This window comes from Clostridium sp. UBA5712, from assembly GCF_002419845.1.
Lineage (GTDB): Bacteria > Bacillota > Clostridia > Clostridiales > Clostridiaceae > Clostridium_J > Clostridium_J sulfidigenes.
Window position 1 is genome coordinate 116532 of record NZ_DIGW01000001.1, and the last position, 22748, is coordinate 139279.

Consider the following 22748-nt stretch of genomic DNA (forward strand, 5'->3'; position numbering starts at 1 on the left):
AAGTTTAAGAAATATACTCTAGAATTCCATCAGCGATGGCTTTTGCACACTTAGCTTGTCCCTGTGTTGACAAGAGAAATTCAGTATCAGAGTCATTAGTTAAGTATCCTAGCTCAACTAATGTGGAAACAGCATTATTTAGTCTAATTACCTTAATTTCACTGTCAGACTCATATTTTATTCTTCTATCTGTAGTATAGTTAACACTTGCTAATTTATTTTGAATATTCTTTGCTAAGGATTCCCCTTCACTACTTGGAAATCTACACCAGCTTTCTACACCTTTAACACTTGAATCTTCAAAGGAATTACAATGTATAGATACAAATACATCGGCATTTTTTGAATTTGATATATCTATACGTTTAAGAAGATCATCACTTTCATTACTGGGCCATGGAACTTCATCACTGGTTCTTGTGTAAACAACATTTATCTGATTTTCCTCTAATATTTTACCGATTTCAAGGGCTACCTTTATTGTAATATCTTTTTCATATATACTAGAGTCTGTCATAGTTCCAACGTCATAACCTCCATGACCAGCATCAATACAAACTATAGGTCTATCAGGATACTTTAGGACTTCTTGTGTTTTAGTGTCTTTCCTTCCGACTAATGTGATAGCATTACTTTTGAAGATGTTTAACTGTTTAATTCCAATGACAACAAAAACTATTAGGATAATACCTATGACTTTAAAATTACGTTTCTTTCTATTCTTTTTATATTTACTACTATTAACTTTATATGTATATTCACTTTTCACATTTTTTTCTCCCATAAATACACCTCTAATCAATCTTTATTTTAAATATTCCTCTAGACAAATTCCTCTTTCAGTAATTTCTTTTGCTGTTTCTTTTCCTACATATCTATAATGCCAAGGTTCATACTCTATTCCAGTAATATTAGTTTTATCAGAGGGATATCTTAATATAAATCCATATTTATAAGAGTTTTCTATTAACCACTTTTGCTCCGGTGTATTTTCCTGTTCCTTATTTAGTAACTGATAACTAGATGAAACAATATCTAATGCAAGTCCAGTTTGGTGTTCACTTGTTCCTGGTATTGCTATCCATTGAGCAGCCTTCTTTTTAGCTTCTTCTTGAGAATAATTTTGTCCCATATATTTACTAACCTCTTGATTAAATATCTGTTGTTGAAAATCCATGGTTCTATAAGAAGAGCAAATCATAGGAGCTAAGCCTTCCTTACGTGCATCATCCATCATATTTTGTAAGTCATTATATGCACGACTATTAATCTGGTGGCCATTGCTAAGTTGTGCCAAATCTACACTAAAGTCTTCTGGTAAAACGGTTGAAGGATTTGCTAAAATTAAGTTCCAACCTTTTTTATCTTGTGAAGATAGATTGTTTTTTTCTTTTAAATTTTCTTGATTAGATAAATTGGATTGAGTTTTATTTCCTAGTGCTAACATACTAGCGGATTTCCGTACTTTAGTAACAGCATTTTTTGAAATTTTGAAAACCAATGTAGAAAATGTGAAAAAAACTATGCAATATATTAAAATTAAATTTCTTTTTCTCTTTCTCTTTCTTGATACTCTTTTATCTTTAGATGTTTTATTCATGTAAATCACTCCTTCTATGAATCTATAATATAAAAGGAATGTTTAAAAACTATATCATTTTTCCATCAAAGTTGCATACTTTGTAAAAAAACTATAATCATGATATTTATCATGATTATAGTTTTTTTAATAATTTATTATATTAAATCCTATATAGCTATCTGATACACTATATCTATAAAATATTTGTTTTTCTACTATTGAATAAGTTGTATCATTAGAATATCCATAGTTTTCCACACTCGACCATTTGATACCTAAATAATTAGCAAATTCATTAGGATTAGTTACTAATTTAATATCTCCATTATTCATAAAAGACGAAATACTAAATCCATAAATTATATTGGTTTCTACATCAATTATTATGTTAAGGTCACACTCATCAGTACTTAAGCTAATATCCCAGATTTTAACTTTGGTTTTTAAATTCTTTGAATCTATATATGTTTTAAGAGAAAAATTTGTAATCCTTAAGTTATTATCTAAATTAACCTTTGGAAAAATCTCTTTATCTTGTAGCTTCTTAATTTCATTAACTATTGAATCTGGTATTCTTATATTGTTCATTTTGGGTTCAAATAGTTGTTTTTTATCAATTAGAATAATATCTTTATTCATATTTCCATAGCCACATACCATAGATAATTTATCAATAATAGATGTTTCAGAACTGTTGATATTATTATCACTATTTATAGCAGAAGTCTCAACTTTGCCTACAAGGTAGTTCTGTTGAACGTAAGATAAAATTAGAGGCAAAGAAGCAAAGGCTGCTATAATGCTGAAAAATATTATACCAATTATAATATTTTCGTATTTAATTTTATCTTTTCTCATATTGTATTTCACCCCTTAACTTTACTATAACTTTAGTTCCTTCATTTAGCTTACTATGAAATAGAATTTCCCCATTATGAAGTTTTATAATTTCTACGCATACTGCAAGTCCAAGACCAGCTCCACCTTGACTCCTTGCCCTTGATTTATCTACCATATAAAAGGCCTCTGTAATTCTTGATAGTTCACTTTCTTCCATGCCCTTACCGTTGTCTTCTATAGTAACTATATAATCTTCACCTTGTCTTCTTCCTAATAAAGATATTCTACCACATTCATTATGCTGTCCAGCATTAATAGCCTTAACAGAATTGTCTATTAGATTTATAAATACCGTCTTTAGGAAATCGGGCTCTATATATATTTTTTCTTTATCTACATTAAGTGAAAATTCTATATTATGTTTTCTAAAGGAAGGATGCATAATTCCATTTATCTCTTCAAAAAACTCACCTGTTGATATATAGTACATTTTAAATTCTCTCTTCTTTAAAATAATTAAATCTAAAAGCTTCATAGATAAAGCTTCAATTCTTTTACCCTCCTCAAAGATATAATTAGCTGAAAGCATTATTTCTTCTTGTGACAATTTTTTTGAGCGAAGCATATCTGCATATCCAATCATAGATGTTAAAGGAGTTTTTGTTTCATGGGCAAAGCTTCCTATAAATGACTCCTGCCTAACATTTAAATCTTTAAGTTCTTTCACTGTTGTATCTAAGTTCTCTGCCATCAAATTAAAATTATCTGCAAGGTCTCCGGTTTCATCCTTAGATTTTGTATATACTCTTTGTTCAAAATTCCCCATTGCAATTTCTTGAGTTGCCTTTGATAACCTATATATAGGTTTTAAAATTAGCCATGAAACAAAAAATGATACCATTCCGCTTATAGCTATCATTATAATAACTATATATATAAAGGTTTTGTATTGGTTGTTTAGACTATCAAATACGTGAGAGATATCAGTAAAATTTTGTACATAGAAGGTTTCTTCCAAAGTTTGCATTGGAACTATAGCATGTATGTAGTATTTATTATTTATATGTACGATTTCATGAGCTTTTGTATTTTTATCAAGCTTTTTTATAATTTCATTACCAAACTTGTCTTCCAAGTTTTCATAAATAACTTTACCGTTATCATTGCTTATTCGAAAATTCATCTTGCCTTGAACAGTACCAATATTCACTGTAGGGGCAATTTGAGCTATCCATTGGGATTTAGTGTAATTTGCCTCATCACTATTACTATTTGAAAATTCAATAAACGATTCACTGATGTCATCAAGTTCTTGGGATAAAGTAAAATTTAAAATATCATTTTCTATATAAGTTGTATCAATTTCTCTTTTTAGTGAAGACTTAAAATTGCTGTTAATTAAAATATAGCTTCCAATACTAAAACAGCTAATAGATATTATGATAGTTGCAAAAAAAATTTTCCAAAATATCTTCAAAGACTATACCTCCAGTCTATATCCTATTTTGTATACTGCCACGATTTTATCCTCTAAATCTAATTTTTTTCTCATTCTTTGTACATGCAAATCTACAGTTCGAGTATTTCCCATATAATCGTCGCCCCAAACTCTCATGTATATCTGCTTTCTAAATAGAGCAATATTTTTGTTCTGGATGAAAAGCAATAATAAATCATACTCTTTAGCAGTTAAATTTATAATTTCACTCTTCTTTTTTACTATTCTAGATAAAGTATCTATCTCTATATCAAATAGATAAAGATGATCTTGAAGCTTATTAAAGCGTCGAAGTACTCTCTCCACTCTTGCAAGTAATTCCATTATTTCAAAGGGTTTTGTAAGGTAATCTTCGGCTCCAAGCTTTAAGCCTTTTACCATATCTTTTACATCAGATTTTGCTGTTAAAAATATAACTGGAATTTCTAGGGGTTTTATATATTCAAATAGTTCATATCCATCTACCTTAGGTAGCATAATATCTAAAAGAATTAAATCATAATTATTTTTTTCAATCATTTCAATAGCTTGTTCTCCATCAAAGGCACATTCGCAATCATAGCCAGCATCTAAAAGATTTATCCTTATTAAATTAGAAATTGGTTTTTCATCTTCAACTGTTAATATTTTAATCATACATTCATCTCCTTATGGAATATAAAATACCCTTATTTCTTTATTTTATATCATAATTGTATCATTATTGCATCATTCGTCATTTTTTATATAAATAATGCCTTTGTCTTTTTTATCAAATTTAGGAACACTAGAACCTTATCTGGCTAATTTAATAAACAGCAATAGAAATAAAATACAAATAAAATATTAAATCAACTAAATATAAAAGTTAATTAGTCAATTAAATTAAAAAAAGCTGATGCAATACTTATACCGCAACAGCTTTTTTTAATGAAACTTAAATATTTAATGTACCTTATTAGGTATGATGTATAAATGATATTCAAAGAAGTAATTATATTCTATTAGATATCAAATTAACTAAGAGTTATCCAATACCTTTGAGTTATTTCATCTCCATTTATAACTTCATTTTCTAGAATTCCACCATTATTCATAATGGTTTTAGCTGAACCTACATTACTTTTGTCACAAGTAATTAATGCCTTATTTATTCCTAATTCTTTAGCTATGGGTAGTGCTAGAGTTAACATTTGAGAAGCATAACCTTTTCTCCTCTGAGAAGGTCTTATTCCATATCCAATATGTCCTCCATATCGTAATAAGTAATCATTTAGCTCATGCCTAATATCTATAGCTCCATAAATTTTTTTGTCTTCATCCATTAAAAAATATATGGAAGAAGGTACTAATCCTTTCTCATACATCCTTTCTGACTCATATTCTTTCCACTTATTTACTAACTCTTTGAAACTCATGCTATCTCGTTTAGATGCATTTGGAACAATCTTCTCTTCAGTAGCTTCCCATTCAGTAATATAGTCTATATATTCTTTCTCCATAGATAATGAGGGTTTAACTAATTTAAACAACTATCTCACTCCTTCTCATATTATATATTTATTAAAGCTTTAATCTATATTTTAATGCCCTTTTCTTTTAAATAATTGATTATATGTTCTTTATCTTTTAATCCTTTGAATAATATTGCCTCATAAATGTAATATCCACTTGTAAATGGAGTTCTTCCTTCTTTATTTATAATGGAGTTTTTTAAATTTAAGATTAAGCTCCTGTTTTCTTCATTTAAATTTTTAATTACTTTAGAGGTATAGTTTTTATTAAATTCAAAACTTTCTTTATCTACAATCCACAAATCCATTTTCCAAGTTTTATCGGTGATCTTACTTTCATAATGAATTCCCCAATAAAATCCCTTTGGAAGCCCTTTCTTAGGGTAATTAACAAAGTCTTGAAATTTCATTAGTTTAATGTTCTTTATCTTTGCAAGTTCACTCCCCATTTTAAAGAAATTATCTAAAGAAAATTCTTCTCCATTCATTACCATGTTCATATCAATATCTTCCCAGGCCATTAAATTAAATCTATAACTACCAGTATAATTAATTTGTCCATATTTCTTTAGAATAGAGTCAATACCTTCTTTATAAATTATATCTTCAGCTTCTTTATGTAATTCTATAGCACGATTTAAATAATTCATTATTTCACCTCACTCACTATTTTAATTGTGTAATAATCTATTTTCAATTTCAGATTTACATGATAAAGTTCCTTGATGAAAAAACATTTTCCATTTTCCATCACAATATTTCCATATGGAACTACGAAGAGAATATTTTTTATTTTCATCAGTTTCATTATGCTTTATTACTTTATACATGGCTAATATACAATCCTTTGATAATTCTTTTATATTAAAATCTAAAATTTCCCACTGTAATGTAGTATCATCAGCTTGATCTTGATATACATCTCCGTTTTCATAATAATATTCTCTTCCTGAGCTACAAAATTCGATAAAATCATCTGTTAATATATCATTTATCTTTTGTGCTGATTTTCTTACTTCTGATTTTAGTAAATTATTCTCTAACTTTAATATATGTTCTTTGATATAATTCATTATTTCACCTCACTATTAAAATAGTTATCTATATTGTTCATAATAAAATCTGCAAGGTTCACTAGACCTTTCTCATTAAAATTAGCTTCTTCTCCTTTTTCATAGCAGTTTAAAGCTTTTTCCACAGTCTTTATATACTCCTTCGGAAGATTAGAGCATGCCCATTGTCCACCCTCTTTTTTTGAACAAATAACGTCTTCTTTAAGATAATATAAAACTCTACAAAGATTAAGAATAGTATACATAGGCAACTCTATAATTTCTTCTCTAGAATTTGATATGTCAAAATAAATTGATTTTAAATAGTCTTTTCTTGGTACAGGCGAAAAGATATCTTCTATGGAACTACCATATATACAAATCCCTCTAGCTCTTGTTATTGTAATATGAGCAGCTAAATCAGGATCTTCTCCATCTTCACATAAATAGCTATGATTAGCTTCATAAGTTGCTTTATATGCATTAGAATAGTGAAGTATATATGGAGTTGGATGCTTAAAGTTCTTAACATCCTTTTCTAAAAGCACACTCATTTCCAAACCTTTTCCTGGTCCATCTTTAGATAGTCCTAATAAAATATCTACAAGTTTTCTTTTATCATTGGCATTTAGGTTTTCTTTTACTACTACTAAAAAATCTATATCACTTATATCAGGGTTAAAACAATCCATAGCTAAAGAACCATGAATATAGATTCCTATCAGGTTATCCTTTAATATGGTCTTATAGCTTTCTACTATACTATCTAATATGGTTTTTATATTTTGCATTTTATACAATTCCTTTCCTACAACTCATACTTTTCATTACAGATCTCTATGATAAATTTGATGAAGTCTTTAACTGAGTGTTCTCTTTCAAATGTTGATCTGTAAAAGGATGAATCAGAATTTCTCTTCCTAAGTCTTAAACATTCTTTTATGATTAAACTGTACTCCTTAGGTATAGTAGTTATTGTATATTCTAAAGCTTTATCTTTAGAAGTTATAGCTTTATTTTCTAAGGTATATAGTATTCTACATAGGGTTGCAACTGCGAATTCAATCCATTCATCCTGAAGAAATATATGATTTTCACTTAATTTATCTTTCCAATAATTATTTAAATTGTAGTTCATATTATCTATAATACTACACCAATCTACTTCTATAGATAAACTGTTAACATCAGAGCAATTTATAGGTATGCCAAAATACTTTAATGTCCACCAAGTAATATAATTAATATCGTAATAGCCATAGTAATGAAGAATATTATCACAAAAGTATATATAAGGACTTATTTCTGAATTAAGCTTACCTACTTTATCCTTAGTTATATACATGCCTTCCATCCTATTACCATATTCAAAAGCTTCACTTATTTTCCTATGGACTTTTTCTACGGTACCAATATCTTCATTTTCAAATTCCTCATTTAATATTGTTATAAAATCTATATCGCTTGTTTTCTCACTAAAACAACCTAGTGCTACTGAATTATAAATATATATACCAAATATCTTATTAGGAAAGTTTTCTCTTAGGGATTTATCATATTCATTTAACATAGGAATTAAAATCTCTGGAATGGGCGTGTTTTTTACCTTCTTCTCATAGCAATAAAAGTGACCTTCTCTATTAGGAAAATATAATTTACCTACTCTTTTATATCCATGATTCTCATATAATTTAAGTGCTTTTCTATTTTCGCTATAAGCATCTAATCTGATAGATGTATATACGTTTTCATCAGCAAACTCTTCAATGAATTTTAACATTTTCTTTGCAATTCCCATACCTTGATATTCAGGAAGTATAGCTAACCTATGAATAACCAATACTTTTTCATCTTGAGTAATCCAATTTATGTTATTGTACTCTGATGGTTGCTCTTCATCTAAAGCGAAATATGCTATAGATAGTCCATTGTCTTTTAACAAATAGCAATTACCACTAATAATATCAGTTTCTATAATATCTAAGCTGGGATAAAATTCATTCCATTGATAGATATTATGGCTTTCCATATGAGTTTTACACTTAGAAATTATATCAAAAATACTTAACAGATCTTGTTTTTGGCATTTAACAATATTCATAACATATTTCCTTTTTAATCATATTTTTTTATTGAATATATTTTAAAATAGTAGTTATATTATACCATTTATATAAATATAATTCATAAATTTATAATAATAATATTGAAGTTAGTGTATAATATTTATATATTTTCAAATTAATTATTTTCATAGAGGTTGTGATTTTTGAAAAGCCTTTAGGTATATTATTTGACTAAGGAGATAAAATAATGGATATTTTAATTAATAATATTGATGAGAATATGAGCTATGAAAAATCATGTGGAGCAGTAGTATATAAAACCTCAAATAAAGGAATTAAATATTTGCTTTTAAATAGTATTGGCCTTGATAGTTATTGGGGATTCCCTAAAGGCCATATGGAATATTCAGAAACAGAAGAAGAAACAGCTTTAAGAGAAGTTTTTGAGGAATGTGGACTGAAAGTTAACTTAATAGATGGATTTCGAGCTACAGATAAATATAATATTGATAATTTTATTGAAAAAGAAGTGGTATTGTTTTTAGGAGAAGCTGATAATAGTTTAATTAAAATTCAAGTAGAAGAAATTGAGGACTATAGATGGTGTAATTATGAGGAAGCTAAGAGCTTATTAACCTATGAAAGTGGGCGAAGAATCCTTAGTGATACTAACAAATTTTTATGTAAGTGAACTTAAGTAAACAGAAATTAAAATAAGAGGTAACCCGGAGGTTACCTCTTTTACATCTGCTCAGCTGCAGCTTGTGCTTTTTCCATCATATCTTTTACCTTCATTAGACGGCTTAAAGCACCTCTTTCATTTTCATCCAGTTTCATTTTAATATACTTAATTGTTTCTTGAAGCTGAGGAATTGTCATATATTCTAGAGCGTTTACCCTTCTTCTTGTCTTCTCAATCTCATCGGCCATAAGCTGACAAGACTTTTCTACTTCTGCAAGTTCTAGAAGCTTAGGAAGAATTAAATAAAGCTGTTCAATTGAATTATCAAGTTCTGAGGAAGTACTGTAAAATCCATAAGGATATATACTACCTGAATCTCCTTCTAGCTTACGTACAAAGTTCATAACAGGTACATTTACACTCATTATGTTTTTTTCTGCTAGCTCTAAAGATATGCTTTCCTTAGGATAAGAAATAGCTTCTTCCAAGAACTCAGGTGATATAGCTGCTGATGCCATTAGGAAATCCTTAAAGGCACCTTGAAGCTTATCTTCAACTTCACCACGTAACTTATTGTTGTATTTTATTAGATCTATGAACCTTCTCATTAATTCATCTTGTTTATCTTTAAGAAGTTTATGCCCTCTAGTTGCTGTAGCTAGTCTTTTCTTTAATTTGGATAGCTCCATTCTAGTAGGATTGACATTTAATCTTGCCATATGCTATGCCTCATCTCCCTTAGGCATATACTTTTCAAGGTATTCATCTCTAATTCTCTTAAGCTCTGTAGTAGGAAGTATGGTTAGAAGCTTCCATCCAAGAGATAAAGTTTCTTCTATGCTTCTATTTGTATTAAATCCTTGAGAAACATATTCATTTTCAAAAGCCTCAGCAAACTTAGCATATTTTTTATCTGCATCTGAAAGAGCAGATTCACCTAGAATTGCTGATAATTCTTTTGCTTGCTTACCTTGTGCATATGCTGAAAATAATTGGTTCATAGTATCTGCATGGTCTTCTCTAGTTTTACCCTTACCTATTCCTTTATCTTTAAGTCTTGATAGTGAAGGTAATACATCTATTGGAGGCATTATACCCTTTTGATATAATTCTCTAGATAGAATAATTTGTCCTTCTGTTATATATCCAGTTAAGTCTGGAATTGGGTGAGTCTTATCATCCTCTGGCATTGTAAGAATCGGAATTTGAGTGATAGATCCTTCTATACCTTTTAATCTTCCAGCTCTTTCATAAAGAGTAGATAGGTCCGTATAAAGATATCCTGGATATCCACGTCTACCTGGAACTTCCTTTCTAGCAGCTGATACTTCTCTTAAAGCTTCTGCATAGTTTGTTATATCAGTCAATATAACAAGTACGTGCATTCCTTTTTCATAAGCTAAATACTCAGCTGTAGTAAGAGCCATTCTTGGGGTAGCTATTCTCTCGATAGCTGGGTCTGAAGCTAAGTTCATGAATAGTACTGATTTATCTATAGCACCAGTCTTTTTAAACTCATCTACGAAGAATTGGGCTTCTTCAAAAGTTATACCTATAGCTCCAAATACAACGGCAAACTTAGAATCTGAGTTAAGAACTTGAGCTTGACGTGCTATTTGAGCAGCCAATTGTGCATGTGGAAGTCCTGAACCTGAAAATACAGGTAGTTTTTGACCTCTAACTAATGTATTAAGCCCATCTATAGCAGAAATTCCAGTTTGAATAAATTCAGATGGATAATCTCTTGATACTGGGTTAATTGGCTCACCGTTTATATCTACTCTTTTTTCAGCTATAATACTAGGACCATCATCGTTTGGATTTCCCATACCATCAAATATTCTTCCTAACATATCCTCAGATACACCAAGTTCTAGAGGTCTTCCTAGAAATTTAGCTTTAGTACCTTTTAAGTTTATTCCAGATGAACCTTCGAAAAGTTGAACCATTGCTTTAGAACCATTAACTTCTAGAACTTTACCTCTTCTCTTTTCTCCAGTTTGTAATTCTATTTCAACTAATTCGTCATATTTAACGCCTTCAACACCTTCAACAACCATCAAAGGTCCTACAACTTCTGTAACAGTTCTGTATTCTTTAAGCATCTAGAACCCCTCCTTCGCTAATTAATCTATTAATTTCTACTACTAATTCCTCAGCGATGTTATTGATAGTGTCAATATTATCTTCGGCAATATATTTACTTCTTGCAATTTTATCTCTCATAGGTAAATTTAATATATTGTTTAGATAAACTCCAGCTTCTAAAGCACGTTCAGCTTCTTTTCTAAATAATAGAATTAATTTTAGCATTTTATGTTGTTTGCCAAGTGAAGCATAAGTGTCTATTTCATGGAAAGCATTTTGTTGTAAATAGTCTTCTCTAAGAGACTTTGCAACTTCTAATTTTAATCTATCTTTTTCAGATAGTGCATCTATACCTACTAATCTAACAATTTCATCAAGGCTAGCTTCTTCTTGTAGTAGTGTCATAGCTTCAATTCTTAATTGAGACCAATCTGATGCTACTTCATCATCCATCCATTGACCTATACTATCTAAGTATAATGAGTATGAACTTAACCAGTTTATTGAAGGGAAGTGACGCTTATAAGCTAATTGAGCATCTAGTCCCCAGAAAACCTTAACTATTCTTAAAGTAGATTGAGTAACTGGTTCAGATAAGTCTCCACCTGGAGGAGATACGGCTCCAATAGCAGTAACTGCTCCTTGTCTACCATCTTTTCCTAAACATACAACCTTACCAGCTCTTTCATAATAATCTGCAAGTCTTGATCCTAGGTAAGCTGGATATCCTTCATCACCAGGCATCTCTTCAAGTCTACCGGACATTTCTCTTAGAGCCTCAGCCCATCTTGAAGTAGAGTCTGCCATTATAGAAACTGAGTATCCCATATCTCTAAAGTATTCTGCTATAGTTATACCAGTATAGATACAAGCTTCACGGGCTGCAACTGGCATATTTGAAGTATTAGCAATAAGTACTGTTCTCTTCATTAAGCTTTCACCAGTTTTTGGGTCTTTAAGTTCTGGGAATTCATTAAGAACGTCTGTCATTTCATTACCACGTTCACCACATCCAACATAAACAACAATTTCAGTATCTCCCCATTTAGCTATCTGGTGTTGAACTACTGTTTTACCAGCTCCGAAAGGTCCTGGTACCGCTGCAGCTCCACCTTTAGCTACTGGGAAAAATGTATCTATAACTCTTTGTCCTGTAATCATTGGCTCAATAGGTTTTAGCTTGCTAGCATAAGGTCTTCCTTTTCTAGCTGGCCATTTTTGCATTAGGGTTAACTCTTTATCACCCTTTTCGGTTTCTACGATACAAACAGTTTCAACTATAGTAAAGTTACCTGATTTTATTTCTTTAATCTTTCCTTTTACTCCATAAGGAACCATTATCTTGTGAAGAACTACGGCAGTTTCTTGAACTGTTCCAATAATATCTCCAGCTTCTACCTCATCTCCAACCTTTGCTGTAGCATTAAATTCCCAAACTTTTGTTCTGTCTAGAGATTTAACTGCAACACCTTTTTTAAGGAAGTGAGAATTTGCAGCTTCTTGCAAAGCATTAAGAGGTCTTTGAATACCATCAAACATAGCTTCGATTAATCCTGGTCCAAGTTCTATACTTAGTGGCTCTCCTGTTGTAATTACTGGGTCTCCAGGTCCTATACCAGAGGTTTCCTCATAAACCTGAATGGAAGCTTTATCGCCTCTCATTTCAATGATTTCACCAATAAGTCCCTTTTCACCAACTTTTACAACGTCAAATATATTAGCATTATCCATGTCCTTAGCAACTACTAATGGACCTGAAACTTTAACAATAGTACCATTCTTCAAGTTTTTTACCTACCTTTCTATAAGATATTTACTCCAACAGCTTTTTCTACATAATCGCTGATTTTTTGTTTACCAATATTTAGTGTGCCTTGATTGCTTGGTATAAGTATAATTGCAGGTATAAGCTTCTTATTATACCTTTCAATAGTTTCTTCTAAATGCTGAGCTAATTGCTCAGTTAAAAATATTACAGCATAATTTTCAAAAGCCATTTTATCTACAATTTTTCTTGCTTCTTCAGCTTCAACTGCTGGATAAACATCAATTCCTAAGGCCTTAAATGCTAGTATTGAATCTTTATCTCCAACTACACCTATCTTATACATATAGTTCACGCAACCTTTCTCTGATAACTTCAGTAGCAACCTTATTAATCTTTCCTACCATAATAATTCTAATTATTTTAATTTCAGTTTCTTTAGCAATTATATATGCAATGATAGGCTCTGGTCCGAAGTTAACTCTCTTAGCTTCCTTTGCATGATCCATAATATAATTATCATAGAGTACATCTAAGGATGAAATGCTACCTGTAGCCATGTATTCTTCTAAGATGGTATGTAGTACCTTTGAGTAAGGGGTTCTAGATATTTTACTAGTAAAGATTTCTAGGGATTCATTTATTCCTTCTATAAAAAAGTTATGCTTTATAGTTCCACCAGGTATTAATACACCTTCAAGGAATCTACCATCTTTATTTTGCTTTTTAACTCTAAGCATAGTCTTTATATTAGTAATATCTATAGACTCATTTACATATCTAGTTATATACTGAACATCTATATTCCTTGCTTTTTCTATCATACCTTCAAACATGTATTTATCTAAAAGAGTGTCTATTACTTGAGGATCTGAATTAACCTCAAACTCTTTTTCTACCTTAATGATAACTTTTTGAATTTGCTTATCTAAGGATTTTAGCTCATCAGATAAAATACAGTTTTTAAGAGTATCTAAAGGAATTGTTCCTATTGGTATTAAAATATTAGATAAATCCTTGCCCAAGGCTTTTGCCTTTAATAAAACTTTAATATTATGATAATCATATCTTAAACTCATAATATCTATAATTTCTTTTACAGGAGATATTTTATATAAAGTGCTGTAAAGATTCACTAGCTCTTCCTTAAGGATTTTTTCATAATCATAAACTGAATCTATATTATTAATAAGTTCACCATAAGTAGTTTCTTGTAATATCTTTAAAACTTCCTGTGGTCCATCACTATCCAATAATCTTTCAATTTTATTTTTATCAAGGAGTCTTTTTTCCATTACCCTTAATCGAGCTACAGCATGGGTAAAATCCATTCTGTCCATTTAAATACCTCCTCACTATTCTGTAAACAATATTTTCCCAACTTCATACTCTAATTCATATTTAAGTGAGTTCACAAGTTCATCAAAGGAATTATTTATCTCAATTCCATTTTTACTAAGGATAAACCCACCATCAATTTCATGAGTTTTAACGTTGAATTTTAAATTTCCTAATTTGCCCTTAGATATTAAGGCCTTATTTACCTCGGCTAAGAACTTTTCAGGAAGCTTATCTCTATCTACTGGGTTTATAATTATTTCTTCATCTCCATGGATGTCTAAAGCCATAATAGAGTTCTTTATAAATTTAGTGAATTCTTCTGCATTCATAGCTTTTAGTTTTTCCTTAGCTGCTTCAAACACTTTCTCAATAACTTGTTGTTTTGCTAATAATTTTTTATTTCTTATTTCTAAATCAGTTTTTGAGATAATTCTTTCTTTTATAGTTTTACTTTCCATTTCAGCTTTTTGTAAAATAGAAGAAGCTTTTTTATTGGCATCTTCTGTTTTCTTTTTAATTATTTCATCAGCTTTAACGGTAGCTTCATTTAAAATTTCAATTTTTTTTACTTCTGCATCCTTTATAATTTTAGAAGTAAGATTATCCAAATTAGACATATTATTCACTTCCTTAATTAAAAGTTACCACTCATTACTAGTAGAAGAGACATTACAAATCCTAAAAGTGCATAAGTTTCAACCATAACAGTTAATATAATACCTTTTGTGTTGTGCTCTGGTCTCTTAGCTAAAATTTGAACTGCTGAAGCTGCTGTTTTCGCTTGAGATATAGCTGATTTCCATCCTGCTATAGCTATTGGAAGACAAGCTGCAAATAGATAAAACCCTTGACCAAAAGACATATCTGGTGATAATTGTAAAGATACTAAAAGTGCTATAACAAATCCATATAATCCTTGAGTACCTGGAAGTAATTCAAGAATTAAGGCTTTACCAAACTTCTCTGGTTCTTCTGCTAAAAGTCCACTTGCTGCTTCACCAACTATACCAACACCCTTTGCTGATCCTATCCCTGGTAATGCTGCTGCAAGAGCAACTCCTATAGCTGCTATAATTATTCCACCGTTTCCCATTAAAAAATCCATCATAATATTTTTTCCTCCTAATTTATCTATTTTGATATTTTAAAATATTTAGAATTATATTTTAAAGGCTCAAAGGATGTACCTCCACCTTCATAAAATTTTCCGAAATATTCAAGGTATTGTAATCTACAGGTGTGAACATAGGCACCTAATGCGTTGATAAATAAGTTAAATACATGGCCCACTACGAATATTGCTATACCAAATATAATTGTAGCCCATGAAGTTGATACCATACTTACCATAATATTAAATGCATAAGCGATAAATCCTGTTGCAAGTCCTAAAGCTGCAAGTCTAGTATAAGAAACCAAATCACCTACATAGGATGTTATTCCATATAGAGCATAGAATCCTTGGCCTAACTTACCACCTATAGAACTTTCTTGGCGTCCGTTAGTAAGTACAATTCCTACCATTCCAGCAATAGTACCATATTTTGCTATAGCAATTATTACAGCTGGAACTCCAAGAGAAGCTAAATCTACAAAAGCACTTAATGCCCAAATAATAGCACCAGTTAAGGTAATATACCATAATCCAACGTCTGCAAAGGCTCCAAAGTAATCTTTATCTCTTATTTGCATGTATGCTTTAATTCCAAGACCTACATAAATTTGAATTAGTCCCATTACTACAGAGACAATCATTAGTAATCCTACATTACTATCCGGTTTCATCCATAGAGGAGCTATCTTGATAAAATCCCCAAAATAACTACCATACATGATGCCCCAGAATATAGTAGAAATACTTAATAAGAAAAACATCTTTATAGATTTTCTCGTGTCCTCATCTAAATTAAAAGTAGTAAGTGCAATTAAAGTACCTACAAACATCACAAGGCCATATCCAGCATCTGATAGCATCATTCCAAAGAAGAATATGTAAAAAGGTGCTAACAGTGGTGTTGGATCAATCTCCTTATACTTAGGTACACTGTACATAGAAGTAATATTTTCAAAGGATTCAAAGACTTTATTGTTTTTTAATTTAACAGGTACATCGTCACCTTCTGCGGATTCTGATTCTAAATAATAATCATCACCTAAAATACTTTTCAATGTGCTTTGAAAGTCATTATGCAATTCAGAAGGATAGTATCCTTCTATAGCCACAATGTTTTTACTCTTCAGGAAATTTTCGGTAGATTTTAATCTTAATAATAAAGAACTGTAGTATTCGTAAACTACTTTATATTCTTCTAGTTTATTAACATGTTCTTTCATACCTTCTTGAATAAAATTATTTTCTGTATTTATTGATTCAATGGTTTTTTTGTACTCTTTTATAACTTCTTTAGGTACCCCATCACATTGAATATCAATCTTACTGAAACTTGAAGATTTGAGCAGTTGTTCTATATCAGCTAAGTCATCATTGTGAGCTATCACCATTATGTAGCTGTTTCTACCTATGCTGCTAATAACTTCAAAGTAGTAGTTTTTAGTTGTTTCCTCTAACTTAAGCCTTAAAGAATCTACATTCCCTTGTGGAATTTCACCTAGTATAGCCTTAGATTTTTTTAGTACATTTATGCTTTCTACTGAGGTGTCTAAAGATTCCCATGGTTTTAGCTCTTCTATATTGGCCTTTAATTTAGTTATATAATTATGATTCATGTTTATTTTATTATCTTTTTGTTTTAGGTCACTATATACCTCATGCCAATGAGAGGTACTTGTAATCTGCTCTAACACATCATAGCTATAGCTCTTTTTTCCTTCCTTTAGGTCTTTTAGTAGTTTAGGCTTTTCACTAAATGTGCTCAAAAGCTCAATGATAAATTTTACTTTTGATAATTCACCTTCTACTTCAGAAATTTCACTGCTTGCACTATCACTTTTTAATTGATTCAATTCACTACTTTCATTTTTACTTAAATCTAGGAATTGTACATTTTGGAAGGATTGCAGTTTCTCAAGCAAAGATTTTTTTTGATTTTCAAAGGCTAAGAGCATAAATTTATTCATTTTAACTATTGCCATTGAACTTCACTATCCTCTCAATTACTAAATTAATAGCTAAATCAATCTTTTCCTTAGAAGTATTAATTATATTTTTAACTTCTTCATCCCCTTTAGCTAAGGTTGGTTGTGACTCCTCATTTCCTTTATTAAGAGCATCTTCTTTCATTTTTTTTGCTTTTTCTGTAGCATCTTCAATGATAGCATGGTACTCTTCATTGCCTTTAACTTGAGCATCACTAATTATTTGTTTGCTATTTTCTACTGCTTTATCTAATATATTCTTTGCAGTAGATTCGGCTTGTTGAATTTTACTAATTGCTTCTAGCGCCAAAATATCACCACCTTTTAAGTATTAATTATATATATAACCACTTATATTAAGTCTGCTTTCTGTACTTATGTAAACATAATAATTAAGTGGTATTGGATAACTTATAACATGGATTAGCTCAACTCTTTAAAAGATATATTAAAATCTATTATATCAGTTTTCTTAAAAAGTACAATATATCAATACAAAAAATTAATATATTGTACTTTTTAAAATAACAAAGATTTTACTTGACATTTTATTGAACTTTTAATTCACTTTCCTGTATAAATATTCTTTCCTTAACGTGATTATTTATAAAGGCAACATAATTTAGGGTTTTCTTTATTTCTCCACATTCAATAAAACTTTGTATATTATGATTGAATTTAAACACACTTATTTTATTTATATTATCTATAGAATTTTTATTCATAATGTATTCTTTTATATTTCTCTCTTCAGCTTTACTCATTTCTATTCTTAGAAAGTCAGGTATCCACTTTGTGTTATTATATGAGAAATACTCATATCTTATTATGTCTAATAATAATTCTTTCTCACCAGCTTTGATAAAGTCATTAAATTCAACAAAGAGAGAGTAATAATCTACAGATGCTATGCTGCGTCTAAAGTATCCCTTGACATCATAAAATTTAGATAGTTCATAGTAGAATTCGAATATATCTTTGAATTTATTACTTTTTTTAAAGAAATTTAATATAGTATAAAACTTACCACTATTTAAATACTTATCGACCATATGCTCAATTTTCTTTAGTATAATTAATTCATCATAACTTATATTTTTTGTTTTTAGAATTTCATAAGGTGGATAAGGTGAATAAACCATCCCCCATTTTTCACTTTCTTCCCTCATTTGAGAACCTTTTAAAAGCTTTAAAAATCCTAATTGTAACTCCTCTGGACTAATCTCATATACTTCATTAAAGGATTTTCTGAAGGAGTTAAAATCTTCACCAGGTAACCCTGCAATTAAATCTAGATGTTGCTTAATATTCTTTAGTTTATTTAGCTCTAATACTTTTTCTTTAATAGTTGAAAATTCTATAGTTCTATTAATATTTCTTAATATTTCATTATTGGTGGTTTGAACACCTACCTCAAATTGAAACATGCCACTAGGTGCTTTACTAAGTATATCTATTGATTCACTACTAAATAGATCTGCAGATACTTCAAAGTGGAAACAGGTATTCTCTCCATTTTCAATTAGATAACTCCATATAGCATTTGCAAAAGCTTTATTACAATTAAAGGTTCTATCAACAAATTTAACTAATTTAACTTTTTTATCTATAAAATATTGTAGTTCTTTTAACACTCTATCTATGTTTAAGAATCTTACTCCATGGGTAGTTGAAGATAAACAGTACTTACAATTAAAAGGACATCCTCTAGAAGCTTCATAATATACAATTTTATTTTTTAAGTCGTCATCAGTCTCATAAGGAAATACTATATTGTTCATATCCATTAATGGTCTATTACCTCCATATATAATGCCTTCCTTACTTTTGTAGTATAATCCCTTAATATTTTCACAATTATTATTATCTCCATTAACTTCAATATTTATTTTAAAATTAATTAATTCTCTATAGGTTTCTTCACCTTCTCCTTCAATTAAATATTCACCTACATTTTCTGTTAAAAACTCAATAGGATTATAAGAAGTTTCTGGGCCTCCATATATAATTTCAATATTACTGTCTATAAGCTTTATTAAAGTTGATACCTTTTTAACAAACTCAATATTCCAAATATAACAGGAAAATCCTATTATATTTGGTTTTTCATATAGTATTTCTTCAACTATTCTTTCTTCTCTATCATTTATAGAAAACTCCATAGTGTGACAATTATAATCTAAATCCTTTGTATATGCTTTTAAATATCTTACTGCTAAATTGCTGTGTATATACTTTGAATTTACTGCAACTAAAACTACTTTCATTTTTATTAACATCCTTTCTTTCTGCCCACAATCCTAAAGGTACCATTGGAAGATACTGCTTCTACAATATCAAAATAATTCTTTAGTCCGTCTATAATTTTTGATGAAGTATTATCAGTAAATAGGTTAAGTAAGTTTATTTGAAAATTCTTCATACTTTTATCAGGTAATGATACCCTTATATTTTTTTGTAATGTCTTTAATGGCTCCTTTTCCACATCCCAAATATAAACATATCCATTATTTTTCATTAATCTATATATACTATCAAAAAGCTTTAGCTTTTGTCTATGGGTTTTAATTTTATTTAAGGTAAAAAATACTATACAGCTATCATAATACCCTTCATTATCACAGGATTTAGAAGGTGCATTCTCCAAATAATTAACATCTATAAAATTATCATAATATTTATTAGCCTTATATATTATACCCTGGTTTCCATAAGTAATATCCAATACGTTACCTCTAAAAACCTCTTTTTCTAAACTTACAAATAAGCTCTCCATTTCACACCTCCATATTTTTATATTATTGATAATATTCTTTTTAATTTTGTAAATTCCTTTATTTTTACTATTGCATAAGAAAAAATAAGATTATGTTGAAAATTACAGTTATAGTACCCAAAAAAAAGAACTACCAATATATTTTCGTGGTAGTTCTTACATTATATATAGCTCTAATCTTCACTTTTAGATTCTATAATCTTTAAGGTGTTATAAAAATCAATGAGTAATCCTGCTGTTGTTGTGCAAGCTCTAAGTAATATCACATCTGCAATTTCATTAAACCGATTTTCTTTGATTCTTATACTTTCAAAGGACTTAGCGGTTTTAACAGCAAACTTTGTGTTTTCAATAACATATTTTTCAGGACTTCCATAAGTGATTATAGGATCTTTTAAAGGAATTTTATATCCATTAATAACTTTATCTATTATGAAACTTTCCAGAGGTTTATGTTTTTTCAAGTTTTTCATAGCATGAGCTGGCACTGTGGAGTCTTGTACTAAATGACAAGCAGCACCTAATAAAAATAGAGCTTTATTCATATCAGAATTTGCACCGTAAAACACAGATGCCTTATAATACTTTACACATTCTACTTTAGCATTTGAAAATCCATATAGACCGATTCCCTTCTCATGATGATAGAAATGATTAGTACTTTTCAAATCTGCATCAGCCCATTTTACACCTTTATTCAAATCTAACAAATGTTTAACAAAAAAATGATATTCATCAATATAGCCCTCCTGCTTTAATAAACGTAGAGCTTCTTTATTTATAAATTTATGGACTATACATTCAGTCTTTTTTATTCTCTTTTTTATAGGATTTGCAACTTTTATAAAGGCTGTCATAGTTCTATTATAAGTTCTTTCCATTTTCTTCATGTAATACACCTACGATTCTTTAAGAATAATAAAATAATCATTGAGATATATATTATTATACTCCAATTTAACCATATTATTTTATTATCTATTAAATTTAACGTAGTATTTATATGGAAATTATATATAGTAGCCTATTTTCTAATAGCTAAGGTAAATATAAATCCATGGTTACCATCTAATATATATAGCTCATCTTTTAAAACCTTCATATTAGATACCGTGCAATTTTCCTTTAAAGTTATTAATTTATTTGGAACACCATTTACAGCGCTACACATTATATTATTTTTATTACAATCATAAAAATATAGTTGCAAGGTATTTTGTCCATTAATTTTCCCTGTATCATCTATTGCAATCCATTTTAAACTATTTAAATCATTATGTTGATAAGCAGGTGCTGGTGGTGACATAGGATGTTTTTTTAACAATGGAGGATTTTTTATATTAGATTCACCTTGAAATCTTGGTGAATCTAGAGGATCCCCTCCAGAAAAATCTGGGAATCCATACCAATAACCTTTTTTTAGTTCATAGATATAATCACTGTCATTTTCTACTGGTCTTAATCCTCTGTTTTCATAGCCTCCTATGGTAGCAAAGATTCTACCATCAAGAGTTATATCTAGTCCCTCAATATTTCTTATTCCCCATGCATAGGTTTCAATAGCTTTGGTGTTAATATTATAAATTAGCAGAGATGAATTGCCTATGGACTCACCCTTTATAACCTCGTTGTCTTCATTAGAAGCTCCCTGTGGTACAAAGGCTCCTTTTTCATTTTTATTTAATACTATATTAAAAGGTGATATATCATAACCAGTTGGATTTTTATCTATCCATTGGTTATCACTTCCAACTACAGCTGAATTAGTTGCAGCTCCAATTGAAATAAATAAATAGTCCTTATATCCTCTTATTAAAACATTGCTATAATCTCCTTTATTAGGTATGTTTGATAAGCATTGTTCTAACTTCCCATTGTTTATATCCAAGCTGAGTATTTCATTATTAGTAAGGAAGTATAGTTTATCTCCATTACATTCAAGGGTGGTAATGTTATAGTTTTTGTCTTCAATTAAAGTATAGGGCTCTCCAGTTGATGGAATAGCCATTATTTTATTTTCAAAGGCAACATATAATCCTTTATCATTACTAGTAAAATCTATGGCATTCTTTAATCCCTTATATCTAATTTTCATCTCAACTTCTGAGTCTTTAACCCCTATATTATATATATTATTTTTATCTTTTACTATTAATAAAGAACTAATAGCTAATATTATAAGCAGAATCCATCCAATTATTTTTTTCATAGTTCCTCCATTTAAATATTATTTACACTAATATATATTTAAATATTCTTAATTAAATTACATTAAATGAAATATAAGATAAAAATATATGGTTAGAGAATAATCTTTAATCTACCTTCATAAGTATTATTATATTAAGGCATCTTCAAAAAATAAATAAGTCAGAATGCTCGTTTATTTTGTGTTATACTGCGTCAACAGAACCCTTAGATAGTGCTACTATCTGCGGAACCTGTTTCCTTGTCTAACTCAAAATATAC

Annotated in this window: 24 protein-coding genes; 1 reads left to right on the top strand and 23 read right to left on the bottom strand. The window is 29.5% G+C overall.

What is annotated here, in order from left to right; genetic code table 11:
- Positions 1–4 precede the first annotated feature (4 nt).
- From B3B03_RS00545 to B3B03_RS00590, 10 genes are all read right to left on the bottom strand, one after another.
- Positions 5–784 carry an N-acetylmuramoyl-L-alanine amidase gene (locus B3B03_RS00545; protein WP_346876213.1) on the bottom strand — a complete coding sequence of 260 codons (780 nt, stop codon included), beginning with the start codon at positions 782–784 and terminating at the stop codon, positions 5–7.
- A gap of 21 nt (positions 785–805) precedes the next feature.
- The gene (locus B3B03_RS00550) at positions 806–1600 is read right to left on the bottom strand and encodes a M15 family metallopeptidase (protein WP_346876214.1); all 795 of its coding nucleotides are present in this window, start codon (positions 1598–1600) and stop codon (positions 806–808) included.
- Between the two features lie 126 nt (positions 1601–1726).
- Complete coding sequence (locus tag B3B03_RS00555) at positions 1727–2440, bottom strand: hypothetical protein (protein WP_346876215.1); 714 nt, start codon at positions 2438–2440, stop codon at positions 1727–1729.
- Positions 2427–3899: a HAMP domain-containing sensor histidine kinase gene (locus tag B3B03_RS00560; RefSeq protein WP_346876216.1), complete on the bottom strand. Its 1473-nt coding sequence runs from the start codon at positions 3897–3899 to the stop codon at positions 2427–2429. The genes B3B03_RS00555 and B3B03_RS00560 overlap by 14 nt, the downstream gene beginning before the upstream one ends.
- A 3-nt stretch (positions 3900–3902) precedes the next feature.
- Positions 3903–4556, bottom strand: a complete 654-nt coding sequence (locus B3B03_RS00565) for a response regulator transcription factor (protein WP_346876217.1) — start codon at positions 4554–4556, stop codon at positions 3903–3905.
- A 359-nt stretch (positions 4557–4915) separates the two neighbouring features.
- Positions 4916–5431: a GNAT family N-acetyltransferase gene (locus B3B03_RS00570; RefSeq protein ID WP_414632825.1), complete on the bottom strand. Its 516-nt coding sequence runs from the start codon at positions 5429–5431 to the stop codon at positions 4916–4918.
- 44 nt (positions 5432–5475) lie between these two features.
- Positions 5476–6063 (bottom strand): hypothetical protein, encoded by a 588-nt coding sequence (locus B3B03_RS00575; protein WP_346876218.1) that lies wholly within the window; start codon positions 6061–6063, stop codon positions 5476–5478.
- Positions 6064–6084: 21 nt separating this feature from the next.
- The gene (locus B3B03_RS00580; RefSeq protein WP_346876219.1) at positions 6085–6486 is read right to left on the bottom strand and encodes a DUF4440 domain-containing protein; all 402 of its coding nucleotides are present in this window, start codon (positions 6484–6486) and stop codon (positions 6085–6087) included.
- A complete protein-coding gene (locus tag B3B03_RS00585; protein ID WP_346876220.1) occupies positions 6486–7256 on the bottom strand; it encodes an aminoglycoside adenylyltransferase domain-containing protein in 771 nt (256 codons plus the stop codon). Before B3B03_RS00585 ends, B3B03_RS00580 begins: the two co-directional genes overlap by 1 nt.
- Before the next feature lie 17 nt (positions 7257–7273).
- On the bottom strand, positions 7274–8566 hold the full coding sequence (locus tag B3B03_RS00590) for a GNAT family N-acetyltransferase (RefSeq protein ID WP_346876221.1): 1293 nt from the start codon (positions 8564–8566) through the stop codon (positions 7274–7276).
- Between the two features lie 212 nt (positions 8567–8778).
- On the opposite strand from B3B03_RS00590, the gene B3B03_RS00595 reads away from it, so the two are divergent.
- Positions 8779–9222, top strand: coding sequence for a bis(5'-nucleosyl)-tetraphosphatase (locus B3B03_RS00595; RefSeq protein ID WP_346848166.1), 444 nt, complete (start codon positions 8779–8781; stop codon positions 9220–9222).
- 50 nt (positions 9223–9272) lie between these two features.
- Here the strand turns inward: B3B03_RS00595 and B3B03_RS00600 are convergent, their stop codons facing one another.
- The 13 genes from B3B03_RS00600 to B3B03_RS00660 all read right to left on the bottom strand — a co-directional run bounded on the left by B3B03_RS00600 (position 9273) and on the right by B3B03_RS00660 (position 22488).
- Positions 9273–9932: a V-type ATP synthase subunit D gene (locus B3B03_RS00600; RefSeq protein WP_035131357.1), complete on the bottom strand. Its 660-nt coding sequence runs from the start codon at positions 9930–9932 to the stop codon at positions 9273–9275.
- A gap of 3 nt (positions 9933–9935) precedes the next feature.
- Complete coding sequence (locus B3B03_RS00605; protein WP_035131359.1) at positions 9936–11318, bottom strand: V-type ATP synthase subunit B; 1383 nt, start codon at positions 11316–11318, stop codon at positions 9936–9938.
- A complete protein-coding gene (locus tag B3B03_RS00610; protein WP_346876222.1) occupies positions 11311–13086 on the bottom strand; it encodes a V-type ATP synthase subunit A in 1776 nt (591 codons plus the stop codon). Before B3B03_RS00610 ends, B3B03_RS00605 begins: the two co-directional genes overlap by 8 nt.
- A 17-nt stretch (positions 13087–13103) precedes the next feature.
- Positions 13104–13412 carry a V-type ATP synthase subunit F gene (locus B3B03_RS00615; RefSeq protein WP_035131363.1) on the bottom strand — a complete coding sequence of 103 codons (309 nt, stop codon included), beginning with the start codon at positions 13410–13412 and terminating at the stop codon, positions 13104–13106.
- Positions 13405–14406: a V-type ATP synthase subunit C gene (locus B3B03_RS00620; protein WP_346848167.1), complete on the bottom strand. Its 1002-nt coding sequence runs from the start codon at positions 14404–14406 to the stop codon at positions 13405–13407. Before B3B03_RS00620 ends, B3B03_RS00615 begins: the two co-directional genes overlap by 8 nt.
- A 15-nt stretch (positions 14407–14421) precedes the next feature.
- Positions 14422–15024, bottom strand: a complete 603-nt coding sequence (locus tag B3B03_RS00625; protein WP_346848168.1) for a V-type ATP synthase subunit E — start codon at positions 15022–15024, stop codon at positions 14422–14424.
- A gap of 17 nt (positions 15025–15041) precedes the next feature.
- Entirely contained in the window at positions 15042–15515 is a 474-nt protein-coding gene (locus B3B03_RS00630) for a V-type ATP synthase subunit K (protein WP_156964299.1), read from the bottom strand.
- A 23-nt stretch (positions 15516–15538) separates the two neighbouring features.
- The gene (locus tag B3B03_RS00635) at positions 15539–17500 is read right to left on the bottom strand and encodes a V-type ATP synthase subunit I (protein WP_346848169.1); all 1962 of its coding nucleotides are present in this window, start codon (positions 17498–17500) and stop codon (positions 15539–15541) included.
- Positions 17487–17813, bottom strand: coding sequence for an ATPase (locus B3B03_RS00640; protein ID WP_346848170.1), 327 nt, complete (start codon positions 17811–17813; stop codon positions 17487–17489). Before B3B03_RS00640 ends, B3B03_RS00635 begins: the two co-directional genes overlap by 14 nt.
- Before the next feature lie 238 nt (positions 17814–18051).
- Positions 18052–19770, bottom strand: a complete 1719-nt coding sequence (locus B3B03_RS00645; RefSeq protein WP_346848171.1) for a B12-binding domain-containing radical SAM protein — start codon at positions 19768–19770, stop codon at positions 18052–18054.
- A 5-nt stretch (positions 19771–19775) separates the two neighbouring features.
- Positions 19776–20279 (bottom strand): hypothetical protein, encoded by a 504-nt coding sequence (locus B3B03_RS00650; RefSeq protein ID WP_346876223.1) that lies wholly within the window; start codon positions 20277–20279, stop codon positions 19776–19778.
- A gap of 173 nt (positions 20280–20452) precedes the next feature.
- A complete protein-coding gene (locus B3B03_RS00655; protein WP_346848172.1) occupies positions 20453–21169 on the bottom strand; it encodes a zinc dependent phospholipase C family protein in 717 nt (238 codons plus the stop codon).
- Between the two features lie 134 nt (positions 21170–21303).
- Positions 21304–22488, bottom strand: coding sequence for a hypothetical protein (locus B3B03_RS00660; protein WP_346876224.1), 1185 nt, complete (start codon positions 22486–22488; stop codon positions 21304–21306).
- Positions 22489–22748 lie beyond the last annotated feature (260 nt).